Genomic DNA, 16,927 nt, shown 5'->3' on the forward strand with positions numbered 1-16,927 from the left:
CCTTGCGGCCGCGTCGCCCGGGCCGCTCGTCTCGTGGTCCCCCATGATCGGCCGTCCGGGGCTATCGTTCAATAGAATGTGCCGAATAGTTCATATAGATTTCGCGAATGGGGATGCCGTGGAGCTCAAGGACATCGACCTCAACCTGCTGGTGGTGTTCAACCAGCTGCTGATCGACCGGCGGGTGTCGAAGGTGGCGGCGAATCTCGGCCTCTCGCAACCGGGCGTGAGCAACGCGCTGGCGCGCCTGCGCAAGCTCACCGACGACCCGCTGTTTCTCAGAACGCCCAAGGGCATGGAGCCGACGCCCTTCGCCGAGCAGCTGGCCGCGCCGACCGCGAGCGCGCTGCAGACGATCCATGCCGCCATCAACCAGCGCAGCTCGTTCGATCCGGCCACCTCGACGCGCGCCTTCACCATCGGCATGACCGACATCGGGGAGATCTATTTCCTGCCCAAGCTGATGCAGGAGCTGGCGCGCGTGGCGCCGGGCCTGTCGATCAGCACCGTCCGCAACACGGCGGTCAATCTCCAGGACGAGATGGAATCCGGCCACGTCACGCTGGCCATCGGCCTGCTGCCGCAGCTGAAAAGCGGCTACTTCCAGCGACGGCTGTTCAAGCAGCACTATGTCTGCATGTTTCGCCGCGGGCATGCGCTCGACAAGCGCCAGATCTCGCTGGCCGAGTTCTCAAGGGCCGATCACGTGGTCGTGGTGTCGGAAGGAACCGGCCACGGCAAGGCGGACGAGCTTCTCGGCCGCAAGAAGATCGTGCGCAAGGTCGTGCTGACCGTGCCGCACTACGTGGCGGTCGGCCATATCCTGCACGGCTCCGACCTGGTGGCGACGGTGCCCGAGCGGCTCGCGCAGGCCCTGGCCGAGCCGTTCGACCTGTCCTATGTGCGCCATCCTGCCCGGCTGCCCGAGATTGCGATCAGCCTGTTCTGGCACGGCCGCTATCACCGGGACCCCGCCGTGGCGTGGCTGCGCGCCTTGATCGTGCGGCTTCACGGGGAAGGTGCACCCGGCTGAAGCTCTCTAGTGAATTCACGATCGTTCACTAAACGATCTCAATGCTATCATCGGGTCTTTCCCACAGGATCCCGAGAGGCCCGCCCATGCGTTATCCCGGCCCGCGCGAGAACGACCGAGCTGGCTCGAAGGCGACGGCCGAGCCCGTGCGGGTCACCCGCGAAGGGCTGCTCGACGACGCCTTCATGGCCCAGGTCTACGCGCAGCTCCCGGCGGGCGTGCGGCTGCGCAGCGCAGAGGAGCTGGAAGCCTCCATCGAAGGCATCCTGTCGCGGCACGTCGGCCATGCGGCCGTTCATGTGTTCGGATATGGATCGCTGATGTGGAACCCCGCGGTGGAGCACACAGCCATGCATCCGGCAAAAGTCCACGGTTGGCACCGCTCCTTCTGCCTGCGCTCGATCGTCGGGCGAGGCTCGCAGGAGCGCCCCGGGCTGATGCTCGCGCTCGACCGGGGCGGCGCGTGCCAGGGCGTGCTGCTGCAGATCGAGCCGCGCAAGGTGCGTGACGAGTTGCGGGTGCTCTGGCGAAGGGAGATGCTGACCGAGGTGTACCAGGCCCGGTGGGTGACCGCCCATGTGGAGGGCCGGCCGGTGCGCGCGATCACCTTTGCGGTCGACCGGTCCCATCCCCGCTACACCAAGGCGCTCTCCCCGCATGAGATGGCCCGGATGATCAACACGGGAGCGGGCAGCCTCGGCAGCTGCCGCGAGTATTTCGACGCCACGCTTCGAAAGCTCGAGGCGCTCGGCATACGCGACATGGGGATGGAGCGCCTGCGCAGCGCCGCGGGCTGACGCCCCATCCGCGCCCTCAGGCCGCCGCCGGGGCCCGCAGCTCCTTGCGCAGGATCTTGCCCACGGTCGATTTGGGCAGCGCCTCGAGAAAGGTGATGCGCCGAGGCACCTTGTAGGGCGCCAGGAGCTCGCGGCAGTGCGCTTCGACCTGGTCCGCCTGCAGGCCCGGCGAGCGGCGCACGACGAACAGGTGGGGGACTTCGCCGGAGCGCTCGTCGGGCACGCCGACGCAGGCGCACTCCAGCACGTCCGGATGCAGCGCGACCACGCCCTCGATCTCGTTCGGATACACGTTGAATCCGGACACCAGGATCATGTCCTTCTTGCGGTCGACGATGGTCATCAGCCCCTGTGCATCCATGGTGACGACATCGCCCGTGCGGAACCAGCCATCGCTGGTGAATGCCATGCGCGTTTCTCCCTCGCGCTTCCAGTAGCCGGCAAACACCTGCGGCCCCTTGATGAGCAGCTCGCCGGGCGCGCCCTGCGCCACCGGCTCGCCCGCGTCGTCGACGATCATCACGTCGGTGGAGGGCACCGGAACGCCGATGGTGCCGTTGCAGCCCGGCGCATTGAAGGTGGCGCTGGGCGACGTTTCCGTGAGCCCGTAGGCTTCGGTGATCGGCGGCCCGCCGGCCGCCTCCCACCTGCGCGCGACCGCCGCCTGGATCGAGGCGCCGGCGCCGATGACCATGCCGCAGCGCGAGAAATCGACCGACGACAGTTCGGGCAGGTTCACCATGCCGTTGAACATGGTGTTGACGCCGATCAGCACGTCGAAAGGCGCCCGCCGCAATTCAGCGCACAGCGCCTGGATGTCGCGCGGATTCATGACGAGCCGGTTGTGCCCGCCGCTCGCCAGCGCCATCAGCGCCATGCCGAGCGGGAAGATGTGGTACAGCGGCAGCGGCGTGACCAGCTCGAAGTTCTGGATCTCGAGGTTCAGCCGCAGCCAGCACTGCATCTGCAGCACACTCACCAGGACGTTGCGATGCGTGAGGCAGGCGCCCTTCGACACGCCGGTGGTGCCGCCCGTGTATTGCAGGAACGCGAGATCCGAGGGGCGCACCTGCGGGGCGCTGAAGCCTGCAGCCTGCACCGATGCGATGGCGGTGTGCAGCGGGACAAGATGCACGTCGGAGCCGCGCGCCGGCACCGGCCGATCGCCGGCGGGCGCGAGCAGCGATTGCCTCAGGTCCTGCATCGGCACGGTGACGACGTGCCGCACTTCCGTCCGCTCGATGGCCTCGGCCGCGAGTCCCGCGAACGGATCGGCAACCACCAGCGCCACCGCGCCGGAATCCGCCAGCTGGTACGCCACTTCGCGGACCGTGTAGAGCGGGTTCATCGTCACCCCCACGAAGCCTGCGCGTGCGATCGCAGCCAAGGCAACCGGATAGAGAAGGTGGTTCGGCAGCAGCAGCGCCACGCGGTCGCCGGGCCGCAGCCCTGCCGACTGCAGGAATGCCGCAAAGCGAGCCGATGCTTGTTCGAGCTCGGCGAAGCTCAGCGATTCGCCGTTGCAGGTCACGGCCGGCCGGCTGGCGTTTCGAGCGAAGGCGCCCTCGAACAGGGTGGCGAGGGTGTCGTGCTCGCCGTACACGAGCTCGCGGGGCAGTCCTGCCGGGTAGGACGCATGCCAGATTCTTTGATCCACGTTGTCTCCTTTTTTTTCGGGGGTTTTGGTCAGGACAGCGCTTCGCGAACGAAGTCCATTCGGTCCTGGCCGAAGAACATCTGGTCGCCGACGAAGAGCGTGGGTGCGCCGAACACGCCGCGCTCGACCGCCTCCTGCGTCGTTGCCTTCAGTGCGGCCTTGGTCTCGGCGTCCTGCGCCAGGCGCTCGATCTCGGCGGGATCGAATCCGCCTTCGGCCAGCGTGCGGGCCGTGAGCTGTGCATCGTTCAGGTTGAGCGCATCGATCCACAACGCCTTGAACACGCAGCCCAGCAGCTGCTGCAGCTGCTCGGGGCGGCGCAACTGAATGCCGGTGACCGCGCGCATGAGGAACAGCGTGATGACGGGGAAGTGCGGATTGCCCTGGAACGGCACGCCATAGCGGCGCGCATGGCGCTCGTAGTCCATCTGCGTATAGCGGCCCTTGACGGGAATGGTGGCCGGCGAGGCGTTGCCCGTGGCTTGGTAGACGCCGCCCAGCAGCATCGGCCGGTAGACGAGCTCGGCGCCGTGGCTTGCGCACAGGGCAGGCAGCTGCGTCCATGCCAGGTACGACGACGGGCTTCCGACATCGAAGAAGAAATCGACTGACTTGCTCATTCAAGCTCCTTTAAGTTAACGGACGTTTGGTAAACGGAAGCTATGTGATTGAGCGGCCTTCGTCAACGGGGTTTCCTTGGGCCTTGCCCTCAATTGACAAACGAACGTTCATTGATTAACGTGCAATGACCTAACGAACGTTTTTTAAAGGAGACCGTATGGACCCATCAGCCAACCACCGCGGCGTGGCTCTCGTCGTCGGCGCGGGCGACGCCACAGGCAGCGCGATCGGCGCGCGCTTCGCCCGCGAGGGCTATGTCGCGTGCCTCACGCGGCGATCGGCCGACAAGCTGGAGCCGGCCGTCGAGCGCATCCGCGCGGCCGGCGGCCAGGCCTTCGGCTACGGCAGCGATGCGCGCAAGGAGGAGGAGGTCGTGGCCCTCGTCGACCAGATCGAGAAGGAGCGCGGCCCGATCGAGGTGATGGTGTTCAACATCGGTGCCAACGTGCCCAGCAGCATCCTGGAGGAAACCGGGCGCAAGTACATGAAGATCTGGGAGATGGCCGCCTTCAGCGCCTTCCTGAATGCGCGCGAGGTCGCCCGAAGGATGGTCGAGCGCGGGCGCGGCACGATTCTTTTCACCGGCGCGACGGCCGGCATCCGCGGCTCGGCGAAGTTCGCGGCCTTTGCCGGCGCCAAGCATGCGCTGCGCGCCCTGGCCCAGAGCATGGCGCGCGAGCTCGGCCCGCGCGGCATCCACGTGGCCCACATCGTGGTCGACGGCGCGATCGACACGGAGTTCATCCGCAGCAACTTCCCCGAACGCTATGCGCTGAAGGAGCAGGGCGGCATCCTGAACCCCGAGCACATTGCGGAGAACTACTGGTACCTGCACACCCAGCCCCGGGACGCCTGGACCTTCGAGATGGACCTGCGCCCCTACATGGAAACCTGGTGAAAGAAGACACATGAAAACACGCATCACTGAACTCTTCGGCATCCGCCACCCGATCATCCAGGGGGGCATGCACTATGTCGGCTTTGCCGAGCTGGCCGCGGCCGTGTCCAACGCCGGCGGGCTCGGGCTCATCACGGGCCTCACGCAGCGCACGCCCGAGCTGCTGGCCAAGGAGATCGCGCGCTGCCGCGAGATGACGGACCAGCCCTTCGGCGTGAACCTCACGTTCCTGCCGACGCTGTCCTCGCCGCCATATCCCGAGTACATCGCGGCCATTGCCGAAGGCGGCGTTCGCATCGTCGAGACGGCAGGGCGCAGTCCCGAGGCCTACATGCCCGCGCTCAAGAAGGCGGGCATCAAGGTGATCCACAAGTGCACCTCGGTGCGGCACGCGCTGAAGGCCGAAGCGATCGGATGCGACGCCGTGAGCGTGGATGGTTTCGAGTGCGGCGGCCACCCCGGCGAGGACGACCTGCCCAACATGATCTTGCTGCCGCGCGCGGCCGAGGAGCTGAAGATCCCGTTCGTCGCCTCCGGCGGGATGGCCGATGCGCGCAGCTTGGTGGCGGCGCTGGCACTGGGCGCGGAAGGCATGAACATGGGCACGCGCTTCGTCGCCACGCAGGAAGCGCCGATCCACCAGAACGTGAAGGACGCCATCGTCGCGGCCACCGAGCTGGACACGCGGCTGGTGATGCGGGGGCTGCGCAACACGGAACGCGTGCTGACCAATGCATCGGTCGAGCAGCTGATCCAGATCGAGAAGGAAAAGGGCGCCGATCTCAAGTTCGAGGACATCATCGACCAGGTGGCCGGCGTCTACCCGCGCGTGATGCTCGAAGGCGAGATGGATGCCGGCGCCTGGAGCTGCGGCATGGTGGTCGGCCTGATCAACGACATTCCGACGGTGCAGGAACTGATCGACCGCATCATGGAAGAGGCCGAGCAGCTGATCGTTCAGCGGCTCGCCGGTTTCCTGGAGCCTGCGCTGGCCTAGCCAGGCGCCGTGGCAGCGTTGCGGTAGCGCTGCCCTAGAAGAGATCGACGGCCGGTTCCATCAATGCGGATGACCCGGCCCGGATCTCCTGGCAGAGCCCCGCCGCCTGCGGCAGCAGCCGCTGGAAGTAGAAGCGGGCCGTGGCCATCTTCGATGCATAGATCGGATCGCTCGATCCAGTGTTCTTGAACGCCACCTCGGCCATGCGCGCCCAGGTCCAGGCAAGCGCCAGGTGCCCGACCAGGCGCAGGTAGGGCACGGCGGCCGCGCCCGCCGCATGCGGGTCTCGTGCCGACGCGGCCACCAGCTCGCCCGTGAGCTGCCGGATCTCGGCGGCCAGTTCGGCGAGCGGCTCGGCGAACTCGCGCATCTCCTCGCGCGGGCTGCAGGTCTCGGCGAATGCGCCGGCCATGTCGAGGAACGCGCCCATCTGCCGGCCCTGGTCGGCCAGCACCTTGCGCCCGAGCAGGTCCATGGCCTGCACGCCGTTCGTGCCCTCATAAAGGCCCACGATGCGCACGTCGCGCAGGTGCTGCTCGACGCCGTTCTCGCGGATGTAGCCGTGCCCGCCGAACACCTGCATCGCGAGCAGCGTGCATTCCACCGCGAGGTCGCTCGACAGCGCCTTCACGAGCGGGGTCAGCAGGCCCAGCAGTTCGGCCGTCTCGTTGCGCCTGGCGGGGTCGGGATGAAGGCGCTGCAGATCGCTCAGCTGCGCGGTCCACAGCGCCAGGGCGCGCGCGCCCTCGATGTTCGCCTTCTGCGTGAGCAGCATGCGGCGCACGTCGGCGTGCCCGATGATCGGATCGGCCGCATCGCCGGAGGGTCTTGCACCGATCGCGCGGCCCTGCAGGCGCTCCTTCGCATAGGCCAGCGCTTTCTGGTAGGCCGCTTCCATGAGGCCGATGGCGATCATGCCGACCAGCACGCGCATGTGGTTCATCTGCACGAACATGCCCGCCAGCCCCTTGTTGGGCGCACCGAGTAGCCAGCCGGTCGCGCCGTCGAAATTGATGGTGCAGGTCGAGTTGCCGTGGATGCCCAGCTTGTGCTCGATGGAGCCGCAGACCACCGCGTTGCGCGCACCGGCCGCACCGTTTGCATCGGGGATGAATTTCGGCACGATGAAAAGAGAAATGCCCTTCACGCCCGGCGGCGCATCCGGCATGCGCGCGAGCACCAGGTGCATGATGTTCTCGGTCAGGTCCTGCTCGCCGCCCGAGATGAAGATCTTGCTGCCGGTGATGCGGTAGCTGCCATCGGCCTGCGCCACGGCGCGGGTGCGCATCAGGCCCAGGTCGGTGCCCGCATTGGGCTCGGTCAGGCACATGGTGCCGGCCCACTCGCCCGAGGCGATCTTCGGCAGGTAGAGCGCCTTCTGCGCCTCCGATCCGTTGGCCGACACGTTCACGTAGGTGGCATGCGACATGCCCGGATAGGACGACCACGCCATGTTCGCGCCGCCGAACACTTCGTAGACCGCGTTGGCCACGGCCGAAGGAAAGCCCTGGCCGCCGAACTCGGGGCTGCAGGCGAGCCCGGGCCAACCGTTCTTCGTGAATTCGTCGTAGGCCTTCTTGAAGCCCGGCGGTGTCTGCACCACACCGGGCGAAGGCATGCTGCAGCCGTGTTCGTCCCCCGCTGCGTTGAGCGGCGCAATCACCTCGGCGGCGAACTGGCCGGCCGCGGCGAGCACCTGGTCGATGGTTTCGGCGTCGAGGTCGGGCTGGCCGCAGTCCTGCAGCATGGCCGGCACCTGGAGCAGTTCGTGCAAGACGAACTGGATGTCGCGCATCGGGATCTGGTAGGTCATGGTGCTGCTCCTTGCCTCAGGCCACTTCGAACAGGCCCGCGGCACCCATGCCGCCGCCGATGCACATCGTCACGACGACGAAGCGCGCGCCGCGCCGCTTGCCCTCGATGAGCGCATGTCCCACCAGCCGCGAGCCGGTCATGCCGTAGGGATGCCCAATGGTGATGCCGCCGCCGTTGACGTTCAGCTTTTCCGGATCGATGCCCAGCCGGTCGCGCGAATACAGCACCTGGCAGGCGAAGGCCTCGTTCAGTTCCCACAGGCCGATGTCGCTCACCGTGAGCCCATGGGTCTTCAGCAGCTTGGGCACGGCCAGCACCGGGCCGATACCCATCTCCTCGGGCGCGAGGCCGGCCACCGCGATGCCGCGGTAGGTGCCCAGCGCCTTGAGCCCGCGGCGCTCGGCAACCGTGCGCTCCACCAGCACGCAGGCCGACGCACCATCGGACAGCTGGCTCGAATTGCCCGCGGTGATGACGCCGCCTTCGACGACCGGCTTGAGCTGGGAAAGGCCTTCGAGCGTGGTGTCGGGGCGGTTGCCCTCGTCGCGGTCCAGCGTGACCTCGCGGTAGCTGACCGCGCCCGTCTGCTTGTCGGCCACGGCCATGCGCGCCGTGATCGGCACGATCTCGTCATCGAACAGATGGCGCTCCTGCGCGAGCGCGGTGCGGCGCTGTGCTTCGGCCGAATACGCGTCCTGCGCCTCGCGCGAGATGCCGTACTTCTTCGCGACGATCTCGGCCGTGTGGAGCATCGGGATGTAGGCATGCTGCACGCGCGCGATGAGCAGCGGGTCGGCCTCTTCACCCACCCACTTGACGAAGGGGTTCTGCACGGCGGAGATGTTCTCCTGCCCGCCGCCCACGGTCACGTCCATGCCGTCGACGATGATCTGCTTGGCTGCCGTCGCGATGGCCATCAGGCCCGAGGCGCACTGCCGGTCCATCGTCTGGCCCGGCACCGACTGCGGCAGGCCCGCTGCGAGCGCCGCGAGGCGCCCGATGTTCATGCCCGCGGTGCCGGCGGCCATGGCGCTGCCGATCACCACGTCCTCCACCTCGCCGGGATCGATGCCCGCCCGCTGCACGGCGTGCTGGACCGCGTGGCCCATCAGCGTGGGCGACTTGATGTTGTTCAATGCGCCGCGAAACGCGCGGCCGATGCCCGTGCGTGCGGTGGAAACGATGACGGCTTCTCTCATGGTCAGACTCCAGGGGTTGGCTAGGCAAGTTGTTGGCGCAGCGGCTCGCCGCGGCTGCGCGGTTCAGGTGCAGGGCGGGCGGAAGGTCCTCGTCGCCATTGCCTCGTCCGCAGTCCTTTAAATAACGATCGTTTGTTAAACGATAGTGGACTATAGGTTTGCGCCAAGGGCAGCGTCAACACGCTGGAGCGGGTTTGCAGCAGGGGGAAACCCTTGATGCGGAGTCCAGGGAGCGCAATGGAATCACGACCGTTTATCAAACGAGTGGCATGCTATGATTAACACCTCCACGATCTGCAGAGGCCCACTCATGCGCTATCCGTCCACCCACAAAGAGGAAACCCGCAAGAAGCTGCTCGCGAATGCCCGCGCCATCGCCAAGAAAGGCGGCTTCGGCACCACCGGCGTCGATGAATTGATGGCGAGCATCGGCCTGACCGGCGGCGCCTTCTATGGCCACTTCCCGTCCAAGGAGGCGCTGTTCGCCGAACTGCTCGAACACGAAATCTCCAACAGCACCGACATGCTGGCCGGGGACCGAGACTCGCCGCCCGACCACGTCGCCAAGCGGCTGCGCAGCTACCTGAGCTCGTACCACGCGCTGCATCCGGAAACCGGCTGCGTGCTGCCGGCACTGGGCCCCGAGATCGCCAGGGCCGGGCCCGAGGTGCGTGCCTCGGTCGAAGAAGGCCTGAAGCGCCTGCAGAAAAGCTGGAGCTCGCGCATCGGCGACCCCGACGCCGCATGGGCGCTGATTGCCCAGTGCGTGGGCGCGCTGGTGCTGTCCCGCGCGGTCGAATCCGAGCGCACGCGCAAGGAAATCCTGGCCTCCAGCCGCCGCTTCATCGACCAGACGCACGCGCTGGACGCGGCGCCCGCGAAGCCATCCAAGGCCTCCTGACGGCCGCAGCCGATGCTGCCCCGGCGCGCCACTGCAGCACCTGCGCTGATGCCAACGCTCCCCGCACCGCAGGCGCAGGCGGCCGATGCCGCCGGGCCTGAGCGGCCGGCCTGCACCTACACCACGGCGCACCAGCTCGCCCGCCTCGTCAGGCAGCACTACGACGCGGAACTGGGCGCCATCGGTCTCAGGGCCACGCAGTACCGGCTGCTGGTGGAAATCCTCGCGCATGGGCCGGTGCGCCCCTGCGACCTGGCCGAGCGCATGTCGCTCTCTCCGTCGACGCTGACGCGCAATCTCAAGCCCCTGATCGCGGCGGGATGGGTCGATCTTGGACCCGGGTTGGACGGGCGCACCCGCAGTGTGTGCATCACCGCTGCGGGCCGCGGCAAGTGTGCCGAGGGCCGGCCTCGCTGGAGCCTGGCGCAGGCCAAGGTGCATCGGTTGATCGGGAGCCGGCAGGTCGGCGCCTTGCATGCGCTCGTCGGCCAATGCTTGACGAGCATGTCGGCGGCGGCCGAATGAACGCGGTGGTCAATCCCGACGCGGTTCGATCGCCGCCGCCCTGACGGGCTCGGCCTGCCAGCCGCCGCCCAGCGCCTTGAATGCACCGACCGCCGCACGCGCCGATTCCGTCTGCGCCTGCGCCCTGGCATCGGCCACGCGCAGCATGCTCTCGTCGGCCTGCAGCACTTCGATCAGGCTGACCACGCCGCGCTGGTAGGCCGCAAACGACGCGCCCCGCGCACGGCCCAATGAGGCCTCACCCTGCGCGAGCAGCGCGGCTTGCTCTTCGCGCTTGACCAGGGCCGAGAAGGCGTTCTCCACGTCTTCGGTGGCACGCAGCGCGGCAAGCCGGTAGGCCGCGAGCAGCTCCGCGTCCTGCCCCTTGGCGAGCTCGATCTGCGCATCGATGCGCGCAAAGTCGAACAGCCGCCAGCGCAGCCCGAGCAGGGCCGCGGCCTGGCTCGCGCCGCCGGTGAACAGGTTGCCGCTGGCCACCGACGTGGCGCTGCCGACCGTTCCCGCGAGCGACAGCTTCGGGTAGTACTCGGCCACGGCCACGCCGATGCGTGCGTTCGATGCCGCCAGGCGCCGCTCGGCGGCGATCAGGTCGGGCCGGCGCCGCAGCAGCTCCGCGGGCGAGCCGGCGGCGCCGATGCCGGGCGCAACGGGAATGGCCGCTGACGCCGCCAGTTCCGCGCGGTGCGCGCCCGGCGCCGTGCCCAGCATCACGTCGAGCGCGTTCATGGCCGCGGCCTCGCCGGCCTCGAGCGCCGGCACCGACGCCCGAACCTGCGCCAGCGCGCCCTCGGCCTGGTGCAGCTGGAGCTCGGTGGCCAGCCCCTTGCCCTGAAGCAGGCCGATTTTCGCGAGCAGATCCTGCTGCGTGGCGACCTGCCGGCGTGCAATGTCCAGGCGGGTTTGCAGGCCGCGCAAGGTGATGTAGATGTCGGCGGTCTGCGCGGCCACGGCCAGGCGCGTGGCGGCCGCGCCGGCCTCCGAGGCCTGGTAGTCGGCCAGCGCGGCCTCGCGTCCCCGGCGCAGCCCGCCGAAGATGTCCAGCTCCCAGCTGGCGCCGAGGTTGGCTTCGTAGGCGCTGCCGTAGCGGTCGAAACCCGGCTGCGCGTTCAGCACCTGGCCCAGCGGCGTCTCCACCGACTGGTAGGCCCTGGCCGCTTGCGCGCCCAGGTTGCCCGAAGGCAGCAGCGCCGCATTCGCTGCACCGAGCCCGGCCCGGGCCTGCGCCACGCGCGCGGCGGCCTGCGCAAGATCGAGGTTCTGCTTCAGCGCCTGTTCGACATAGCCGGCCAGCTGCGCATCGCCGAAGCCGGTCCACCATGCCGCGAGCTCGGCGTTGGCGGTGGCCGATCGCTGGCCGAGCGCCGCCTCGCCCATGAAGCGGTCGGGCAGGGCCGGGGCCGGCCGGACATAGTCGGGCCCCACGGCGCAGCCTGCGAGGAGGCTGAACAGCAGGGGCAGGGCAAGCGTGCGTGGGGACATGGGAGTGCTCCGGGCGACGGACGAAAAAAGCAAGAGAAGTGAGTGACTATAATTCAATTTAGTCACTTGTTGTTGTTTGTTTGTCCAGGCGCTAAGCTCCCGGCATGAACAACGCAACCTCTTCCCCGCCGGCCGCGCGGGGGCCGGCCGACCATGACGTGCGCGCGCAGATCGTCGTGGCGGCCACCGAGCACTTCAGCCAGTACGGCTACGAGAAGACCACGGTTTCCGACCTGGCCAAGGCCATCGGCTTCTCCAAGGCCTACATCTACAAGTTCTTCGAGTCCAAGCAGGCGATCGGCGAAATGATCTGCGCGAACTGCCTGCGCGAGATCCAGCTGGAGATCCGCGCCGCGGTCGACGGGGCCGGCAGCCCGCCCGAGAAGCTGCGCCGCATGTTCAAGGCCATCGTGGATTCGGGCCTTCGGCTGTTCTTCCAGGACCGCAAGCTCTACGAGATCGCCATCTCGGCCGCCAGCGAGCGCTGGCCGTCGGCCATCGCCCATGAAGAGTGCATCCGGCAGATGCTGCTCGAATTGCTGAGGCAGGGGCGCGAGTCCGGCGACTTCGAGCGCAAGACGCCGATCGACGAGACGGCGGCGGCCATCTACCTGGTCATGCACCCCTACGTCAACCCCGTGATCCTGCAGCTCAGCTCCAGTTACACGGAGCAGGCGCCGGCCCAGCTGTCGGGCCTGGTGCTGCGCAGCTTGTCGCCTTAGCCGAATAAATTCTCAGTGACTATTGACTAAATTGGTCACTGTTATCAGAATCGGGGCCCTGATCGATTCGTCAATGGGCCCCCTCATGCACACGCGCCGCTTCCTCACATCCGCCTTGGTCTGCGCCTTGCCGTTCGCGCTGGCCGCCTGCGACGACAAGGCCCCGCCCGATCCACGCACCCAGACGCCGCTGGTGCGCGCCGCCACGGTCCAGGCCGCCGGGCCGGCATCGCGCTCGTTCACCGGCACCGTCGCCGCGCGGGTTCAGAGCGACCTGGGCTTTCGCGTCTCCGGAAAAGTGCTGGAGCGCCTGGTCGACGCGGGTCAGGCGGTCAAGCGCGGGCAACTGCTCATGCGCATCGACCCGGTCGACCTGAGGCTGGCCGCGCGTGCGCAGCAGGAGGCCGTGAGCGCCGCACGGGCGCGCGCGAAGCAGGCCGGCGACGAGGAAGCGCGCTTTCGCGACCTGCGCGGCACCGGCGCGATTTCCGCCTCCGCGTACGACCAGGCCAAGGCGGCGGCGGATGCCGCGCAGGCCCAGCTCGCTGCGGCCGAGGCGCAATCGGAAGTCGCGCGCAATTCGAATCGCTATTCGGAACTCGTTGCCGACGCAGATGGCACGGTGCTCGAGACGCTGGCCGAGCCTGGCCAGGTCGTCAGCGCCGGGCAGCCGGTGGTCCGCGTGGCGCAGGCCGGGCGCAGGGAGGCCGTGGTGCAGTTGCCCGAAACGCTGCGTCCGGCCGTCGGCTCCGGCGGGCAGGCCGCGCTGTTCGGCAAGGAAGACGTTGCCGTGCCCGTCAAGCTCAGGCAGCTCTCCGATGCGGCCGACAGGCTCACGCGCACCTTCGAGGCGCGCTACGTGCTCGAAGGCGCGCTCGCCAACGCACCGCTGGGCGCCACGGTGACCGTCGACATCTCGGACGGCAAGCCGGCCCGGGCAGGAGGCGTGCAGGTGCCCATCAGCGCCTTGTTCGATACCGGCAAGGCGACGGGCGTCTGGGTCATCGGCGGCGATCCGTCGACGGTGCGCTGGCAGCCGGTGGCCGTCGAGCGCCTGGATGGCGAGCGCGCGCTGGTGGCCGGGCAGCTCAAGCAGGGCGACCAGGTGGTCGCGCTTGGCGCGCACCTGCTGCGCGAAGGCGAGAAGGTGCGTGTCGCAGCCGCGGCCGCGCCCGCCGCGGCGGGCGGAGCGCGTCCATGAGCGAAGGCCGCTTCAACCTGTCGGCGCTGGCGGTACGCGAGCGATCCATCACGCTGTTTCTCATCGGCCTGATCTCGCTCGCGGGGCTGGTCGCGTTCTTCAAGCTCGGCCGCGCGGAAGACCCGGCCTTCACGATCAAGGTGATGACCATCATCACGGCCTGGCCGGGCGCCACCGCGCAGGAGATGCAGGACCAGGTGGCCGAGAAGCTCGAGAAGCGCCTCCAGGAGCTGCGCTACTACGACCGCGCCGAAACCTACACGCGGCCCGGCCTCGCGTTCACCACGCTGACCTTGCAGGACAGCACGCCGCCCTCCAAGGTCCAGGAAGAGTTCTACCAGGCGCGCAAGAAGGTCGGCGACGAAGCGGGCAACCTGCCCTCCGGCGTGATCGGGCCGATGATCAACGACGAGTACGCGGACGTCACCTTCGCGCTGTTCGCGCTCAAGGCCAAGGGAGAAGCGCAGCGCGTGCTGGTGCGCGATGCCGAGGCGCTGCGCCAGCGCCTCTTGCATGTGCCGGGCGTGAAGAAGGTCAACATCGCGGGCGAGCAGTCGGAGCGCATCTACGTCGAGTTCGCGCACGACCGGCTGGCCACCCTGGGCATCGGGCCGCAGGACGTGTTCGCCGCGCTCAACGGCCAGAACGCGCTGAGCCCGGCCGGCTCTGTGGAAACCCGCGGCCCGCAGGTGTTCATCCGGCTGGACGGCGCATTCGACACGCTGCAGAAGATCCGCGACACGCCCCTGGTCGCGCAGGGCCGCACCCTGAAGCTGTCGGATGTGGCCACGGTCAGGCGCGGCTACGAAGACCCGGCCACCTTCATGATCCGCAACGGCGGCGAGCCTGCCTTGCTGATCGGCGTGGTGATGCGCGAGGGCTGGAACGGGCTCGACCTGGGCAAGGCGCTGGAGGTGGAAGCCCAAGCCATCAACGCCGAGCTGCCGCTGGGCCTCCGCCTCACCAAGGTCACGGACCAGTCGGTGAACATCAGCGCGTCGGTCGACGAGTTCATGGTCAAGTTCTTTGCGGCGCTGCTGGTCGTGATGCTCGTGAGCTTCCTGAGCATGGGCTGGCGTGCGGGCCTGGTGGTGGCCGCCGCGGTGCCGCTGACGCTGGCCGTGGTCTTCGTGGTGATGGCCGCGACCGGCAAGAACTTCGACCGCATCACGCTCGGCTCGCTGATCCTCGCGCTCGGCCTCCTGGTGGACGACGCCATCATCGCCATCGAGATGATGGTGGTGAAGATCGAGGAGGGCTACAGCCATGTGGCCGCGTCCGCCTATGCCTGGAGCCACACGGCGGCGCCGATGCTCTCGGGCACGCTGGTCACTGCCGTCGGCTTCATGCCCAACGGCTTTGCGCCGTCGACCGCGGGCGAGTACACGAGCAACATGTTCTGGATCGTCGGCATTGCGCTGATCGCGTCCTGGGTGGTCGCCGTGGTGTTCACGCCCTACCTGGGCGTCAAGCTGCTGCCGAACTTCAAGAAGATCGAAGGCGGCCATGCCGCGATCTACGGCACGCCGCGCTACAACCGGCTGCGCGGCGTGCTGGCGCGCGTCATCGCGCGCAAGTGGCTGGTGGCGGGCGCGGTCGTCGGCCTCTTCGTGGTGGCCATCCTCGGCATGGGCGTGGTCAAGAAGCAGTTCTTCCCGATCTCCGACCGCCCCGAGGTGCTGGTCGAAGTGCAGATGCCCTACGGCAGTTCGATCACGCAGACCAGCGATGCCACGGCCAAGGTCGAGCGCTGGCTGTCCACGCAGCCCGAGGCGCAGATCGTCACGTCGTACATCGGGCAGGGCGCGCCCCGCTTCTTTTTCGCGATGGGGCCGGAACTGCCCGACCCCTCGTTCGCCAAGATCGTGGTGCGCACGGCCAGCCAGGAGGAGCGCGAGGCACTGAAGCACCGCCTGCGCCAGGCCATTGCCGATGGCCTCGCGTCCGAGGCGCGGGTGCGCGTGACGCAGCTGGTGTTCGGGCCGTACTCGCCGTTCCCTGTGGCCTACCGCGTCAGCGGGCCCGATGCGAACGAGCTGCGCCGGATCGCGGCCGAGGTGCGGCAGGTGATGGATGCCAGTCCGATGATGCGCACGGTCAGCACCGACTGGGGCACCCGCACGCCCACGCTGCACTTCACCCTGAAGCAGGACCGCCTGCAGGCCGTCGGGCTGAGCTCCAGCGCGGTGGCGCAGCAGCTGCAGTTCCTCCTGAGCGGCGCGCCGGTGACCACCGTGCGCGAGGACATCCGCACCGTGCAGGTGGTGGCCCGTTCGGCCGGCAGCACCCGGCTCGATCCCGCCAAGCTCGCGGACTTCACGCTCGCCGGTGCCGGCGGCCAGCGCATTCCGCTGTCGCAGGTCGGCGAGGTCGAGGTGCGCATGGAAGAGCCCGTGATGCGGCGGCGCGACCGCATGCCCACGATCACGGTGCAGGGCGACATCGCCGAGGGGCTGCAGCCGCCGGACGTATCGAACGCGATCACCGCGAAGCTGCAGCCGCTGATGCAGAAGCTGCCGGCCGGCTACCGCATCGCCGAGGCCGGCTCCATCGAGGAATCGGAGAAGGCGACCGCGGCGATGCTGCCGCTCTTCCCCATCATGCTGGCGGCCACGCTGCTCATCATCATCTTCCAGGTGCGCTCGATCTCCGCGATGGTCATGGTGTTCCTCACGAGCCCGCTGGGGCTGATTGGCGTCGTGCCGACCTTGCTGCTGTTCCAGCAGCCCTTCGGCATCAATGCGCTCGTGGGGCTCATCGCGCTGTCGGGCATCCTGATGCGCAACACGCTGATCCTGCTCGGGCAGATCCACCATAACCAGGAGGAGGGGCTCGATCCCTTCCATGCGGTGGTCGAGGCGACCGTGCAGCGTGCGCGGCCCGTGATCCTGACCGCGCTGGCGGCGATCCTCGCGTTCATTCCGCTCACGCACTCGGTGTTCTGGGGCGCGCTGGCGTACACGCTGATCGGCGGCACCTTCGCGGGGACGATCCTCACGCTGGTGTTCCTGCCGGCGATGTATTCGATCTGGTTCAGGATCAAACCCGGCAGCGCCGCCCAGCCCGCGCATTGACGCGCCTC

14 protein-coding genes are annotated in these 16,927 nt (G+C 68.2%); 9 read left to right on the top strand and 5 right to left on the bottom strand.

What is annotated here, in order from left to right:
• The first annotated feature begins 118 nt into the window (after positions 1-118).
• Entirely contained in the window at positions 119-1,033 is a 915-nt protein-coding gene (locus VPA02S_RS15015; protein ID WP_062364534.1) for a LysR family transcriptional regulator, read from the top strand.
• An 86-nt stretch (positions 1,034-1,119) separates the two neighbouring features.
• Complete coding sequence (locus VPA02S_RS15020; RefSeq protein WP_062364536.1) at positions 1,120-1,830, top strand: gamma-glutamylcyclotransferase; 711 nt, start codon at positions 1,120-1,122, stop codon at positions 1,828-1,830.
• A gap of 16 nt (positions 1,831-1,846) precedes the next feature.
• On the opposite strand, the gene VPA02S_RS15025 is transcribed toward VPA02S_RS15020, so the two are convergent.
• Entirely contained in the window at positions 1,847-3,487 is a 1,641-nt protein-coding gene (locus VPA02S_RS15025; RefSeq protein WP_062364538.1) for an AMP-binding protein, read from the bottom strand.
• 29 nt (positions 3,488-3,516) lie between these two features.
• The gene (locus tag VPA02S_RS15030; protein ID WP_018904190.1) at positions 3,517-4,107 is read right to left on the bottom strand and encodes a 2-hydroxychromene-2-carboxylate isomerase; all 591 of its coding nucleotides are present in this window, start codon (positions 4,105-4,107) and stop codon (positions 3,517-3,519) included.
• A gap of 158 nt (positions 4,108-4,265) precedes the next feature.
• On the opposite strand from VPA02S_RS15030, the gene VPA02S_RS15035 reads away from it, so the two are divergent.
• A complete protein-coding gene (locus tag VPA02S_RS15035; protein WP_012748769.1) occupies positions 4,266-5,006 on the top strand; it encodes an SDR family oxidoreductase in 741 nt (246 codons plus the stop codon).
• Positions 5,007-5,016: 10 nt separating this feature from the next.
• Positions 5,017-6,003 (top strand): NAD(P)H-dependent flavin oxidoreductase, encoded by a 987-nt coding sequence (locus VPA02S_RS15040; RefSeq protein WP_062364540.1) that lies wholly within the window; start codon positions 5,017-5,019, stop codon positions 6,001-6,003.
• A gap of 34 nt (positions 6,004-6,037) precedes the next feature.
• On the opposite strand, the gene VPA02S_RS15045 is transcribed toward VPA02S_RS15040, so the two are convergent.
• Both VPA02S_RS15045 and VPA02S_RS15050 read right to left on the bottom strand, forming a co-directional pair.
• Complete coding sequence (locus tag VPA02S_RS15045; RefSeq protein ID WP_062364542.1) at positions 6,038-7,816, bottom strand: acyl-CoA dehydrogenase C-terminal domain-containing protein; 1,779 nt, start codon at positions 7,814-7,816, stop codon at positions 6,038-6,040.
• Between the two features lie 16 nt (positions 7,817-7,832).
• A complete protein-coding gene (locus tag VPA02S_RS15050; RefSeq protein WP_062364544.1) occupies positions 7,833-9,017 on the bottom strand; it encodes an acetyl-CoA C-acyltransferase in 1,185 nt (394 codons plus the stop codon).
• A 310-nt stretch (positions 9,018-9,327) separates the two neighbouring features.
• On the opposite strand from VPA02S_RS15050, the gene VPA02S_RS15055 reads away from it, so the two are divergent.
• Together VPA02S_RS15055 and VPA02S_RS15060 are read left to right on the top strand one after the other, a co-directional pair.
• Entirely contained in the window at positions 9,328-9,918 is a 591-nt protein-coding gene (locus VPA02S_RS15055; protein WP_012748773.1) for a TetR/AcrR family transcriptional regulator, read from the top strand.
• Between the two features lie 48 nt (positions 9,919-9,966).
• The gene (locus VPA02S_RS15060; protein ID WP_062364546.1) at positions 9,967-10,443 is read left to right on the top strand and encodes a MarR family winged helix-turn-helix transcriptional regulator; all 477 of its coding nucleotides are present in this window, start codon (positions 9,967-9,969) and stop codon (positions 10,441-10,443) included.
• 9 nt (positions 10,444-10,452) lie between these two features.
• Here VPA02S_RS15060 and VPA02S_RS15065 read toward each other — a convergent pair whose 3' ends face one another.
• Positions 10,453-11,922 (bottom strand): efflux transporter outer membrane subunit, encoded by a 1,470-nt coding sequence (locus VPA02S_RS15065; protein ID WP_062364548.1) that lies wholly within the window; start codon positions 11,920-11,922, stop codon positions 10,453-10,455.
• Positions 11,923-12,026: 104 nt separating this feature from the next.
• Here VPA02S_RS15065 and VPA02S_RS15070 point away from each other — a divergent pair, with 104 nt between their 5' ends.
• From VPA02S_RS15070 to VPA02S_RS15080, 3 genes are all read left to right on the top strand, one after another.
• Positions 12,027-12,644 carry a TetR/AcrR family transcriptional regulator gene (locus tag VPA02S_RS15070; protein ID WP_062364550.1) on the top strand — a complete coding sequence of 206 codons (618 nt, stop codon included), beginning with the start codon at positions 12,027-12,029 and terminating at the stop codon, positions 12,642-12,644.
• 85 nt (positions 12,645-12,729) lie between these two features.
• Positions 12,730-13,845, top strand: a complete 1,116-nt coding sequence (locus tag VPA02S_RS15075; RefSeq protein ID WP_062364552.1) for an efflux RND transporter periplasmic adaptor subunit — start codon at positions 12,730-12,732, stop codon at positions 13,843-13,845.
• A complete protein-coding gene (locus tag VPA02S_RS15080) occupies positions 13,842-16,919 on the top strand; it encodes an efflux RND transporter permease subunit (RefSeq protein ID WP_062364554.1) in 3,078 nt (1,025 codons plus the stop codon). Before VPA02S_RS15075 ends, VPA02S_RS15080 begins: the two co-directional genes overlap by 4 nt.
• Positions 16,920-16,927 lie beyond the last annotated feature (8 nt).

The sequence above is a fragment of the Variovorax paradoxus NBRC 15149 genome (assembly GCF_001591365.1).
GTDB lineage: Bacteria > Pseudomonadota > Gammaproteobacteria > Burkholderiales > Burkholderiaceae_C > Variovorax > Variovorax paradoxus.

Coding starts and splice junctions, on each gene's coding strand:
- VPA02S_RS15020 (WP_062364536.1), top strand. CDS start 1,120: ATGCGTTATCCCGGCCCGCGCGAGAACGACCGAGCTGGCTCGAAGGCG.
- VPA02S_RS15030 (WP_018904190.1), bottom strand. CDS start 4,107: ATGAGCAAGTCAGTCGATTTCTTCTTCGATGTCGGAAGCCCGTCGTCG.
- VPA02S_RS15035 (WP_012748769.1), top strand. CDS start 4,266: ATGGACCCATCAGCCAACCACCGCGGCGTGGCTCTCGTCGTCGGCGCG.
- VPA02S_RS15040 (WP_062364540.1), top strand. CDS start 5,017: ATGAAAACACGCATCACTGAACTCTTCGGCATCCGCCACCCGATCATC.
- VPA02S_RS15045 (WP_062364542.1), bottom strand. CDS start 7,816: ATGACCTACCAGATCCCGATGCGCGACATCCAGTTCGTCTTGCACGAA.
- VPA02S_RS15050 (WP_062364544.1), bottom strand. CDS start 9,017: ATGAGAGAAGCCGTCATCGTTTCCACCGCACGCACGGGCATCGGCCGC.
- VPA02S_RS15055 (WP_012748773.1), top strand. CDS start 9,328: ATGCGCTATCCGTCCACCCACAAAGAGGAAACCCGCAAGAAGCTGCTC.
- VPA02S_RS15060 (WP_062364546.1), top strand. CDS start 9,967: ATGCCAACGCTCCCCGCACCGCAGGCGCAGGCGGCCGATGCCGCCGGG.
- VPA02S_RS15065 (WP_062364548.1), bottom strand. CDS start 11,922: ATGTCCCCACGCACGCTTGCCCTGCCCCTGCTGTTCAGCCTCCTCGCA.
- VPA02S_RS15070 (WP_062364550.1), top strand. CDS start 12,027: ATGAACAACGCAACCTCTTCCCCGCCGGCCGCGCGGGGGCCGGCCGAC.
- VPA02S_RS15075 (WP_062364552.1), top strand. CDS start 12,730: ATGCACACGCGCCGCTTCCTCACATCCGCCTTGGTCTGCGCCTTGCCG.
- VPA02S_RS15080 (WP_062364554.1), top strand. CDS start 13,842: ATGAGCGAAGGCCGCTTCAACCTGTCGGCGCTGGCGGTACGCGAGCGA.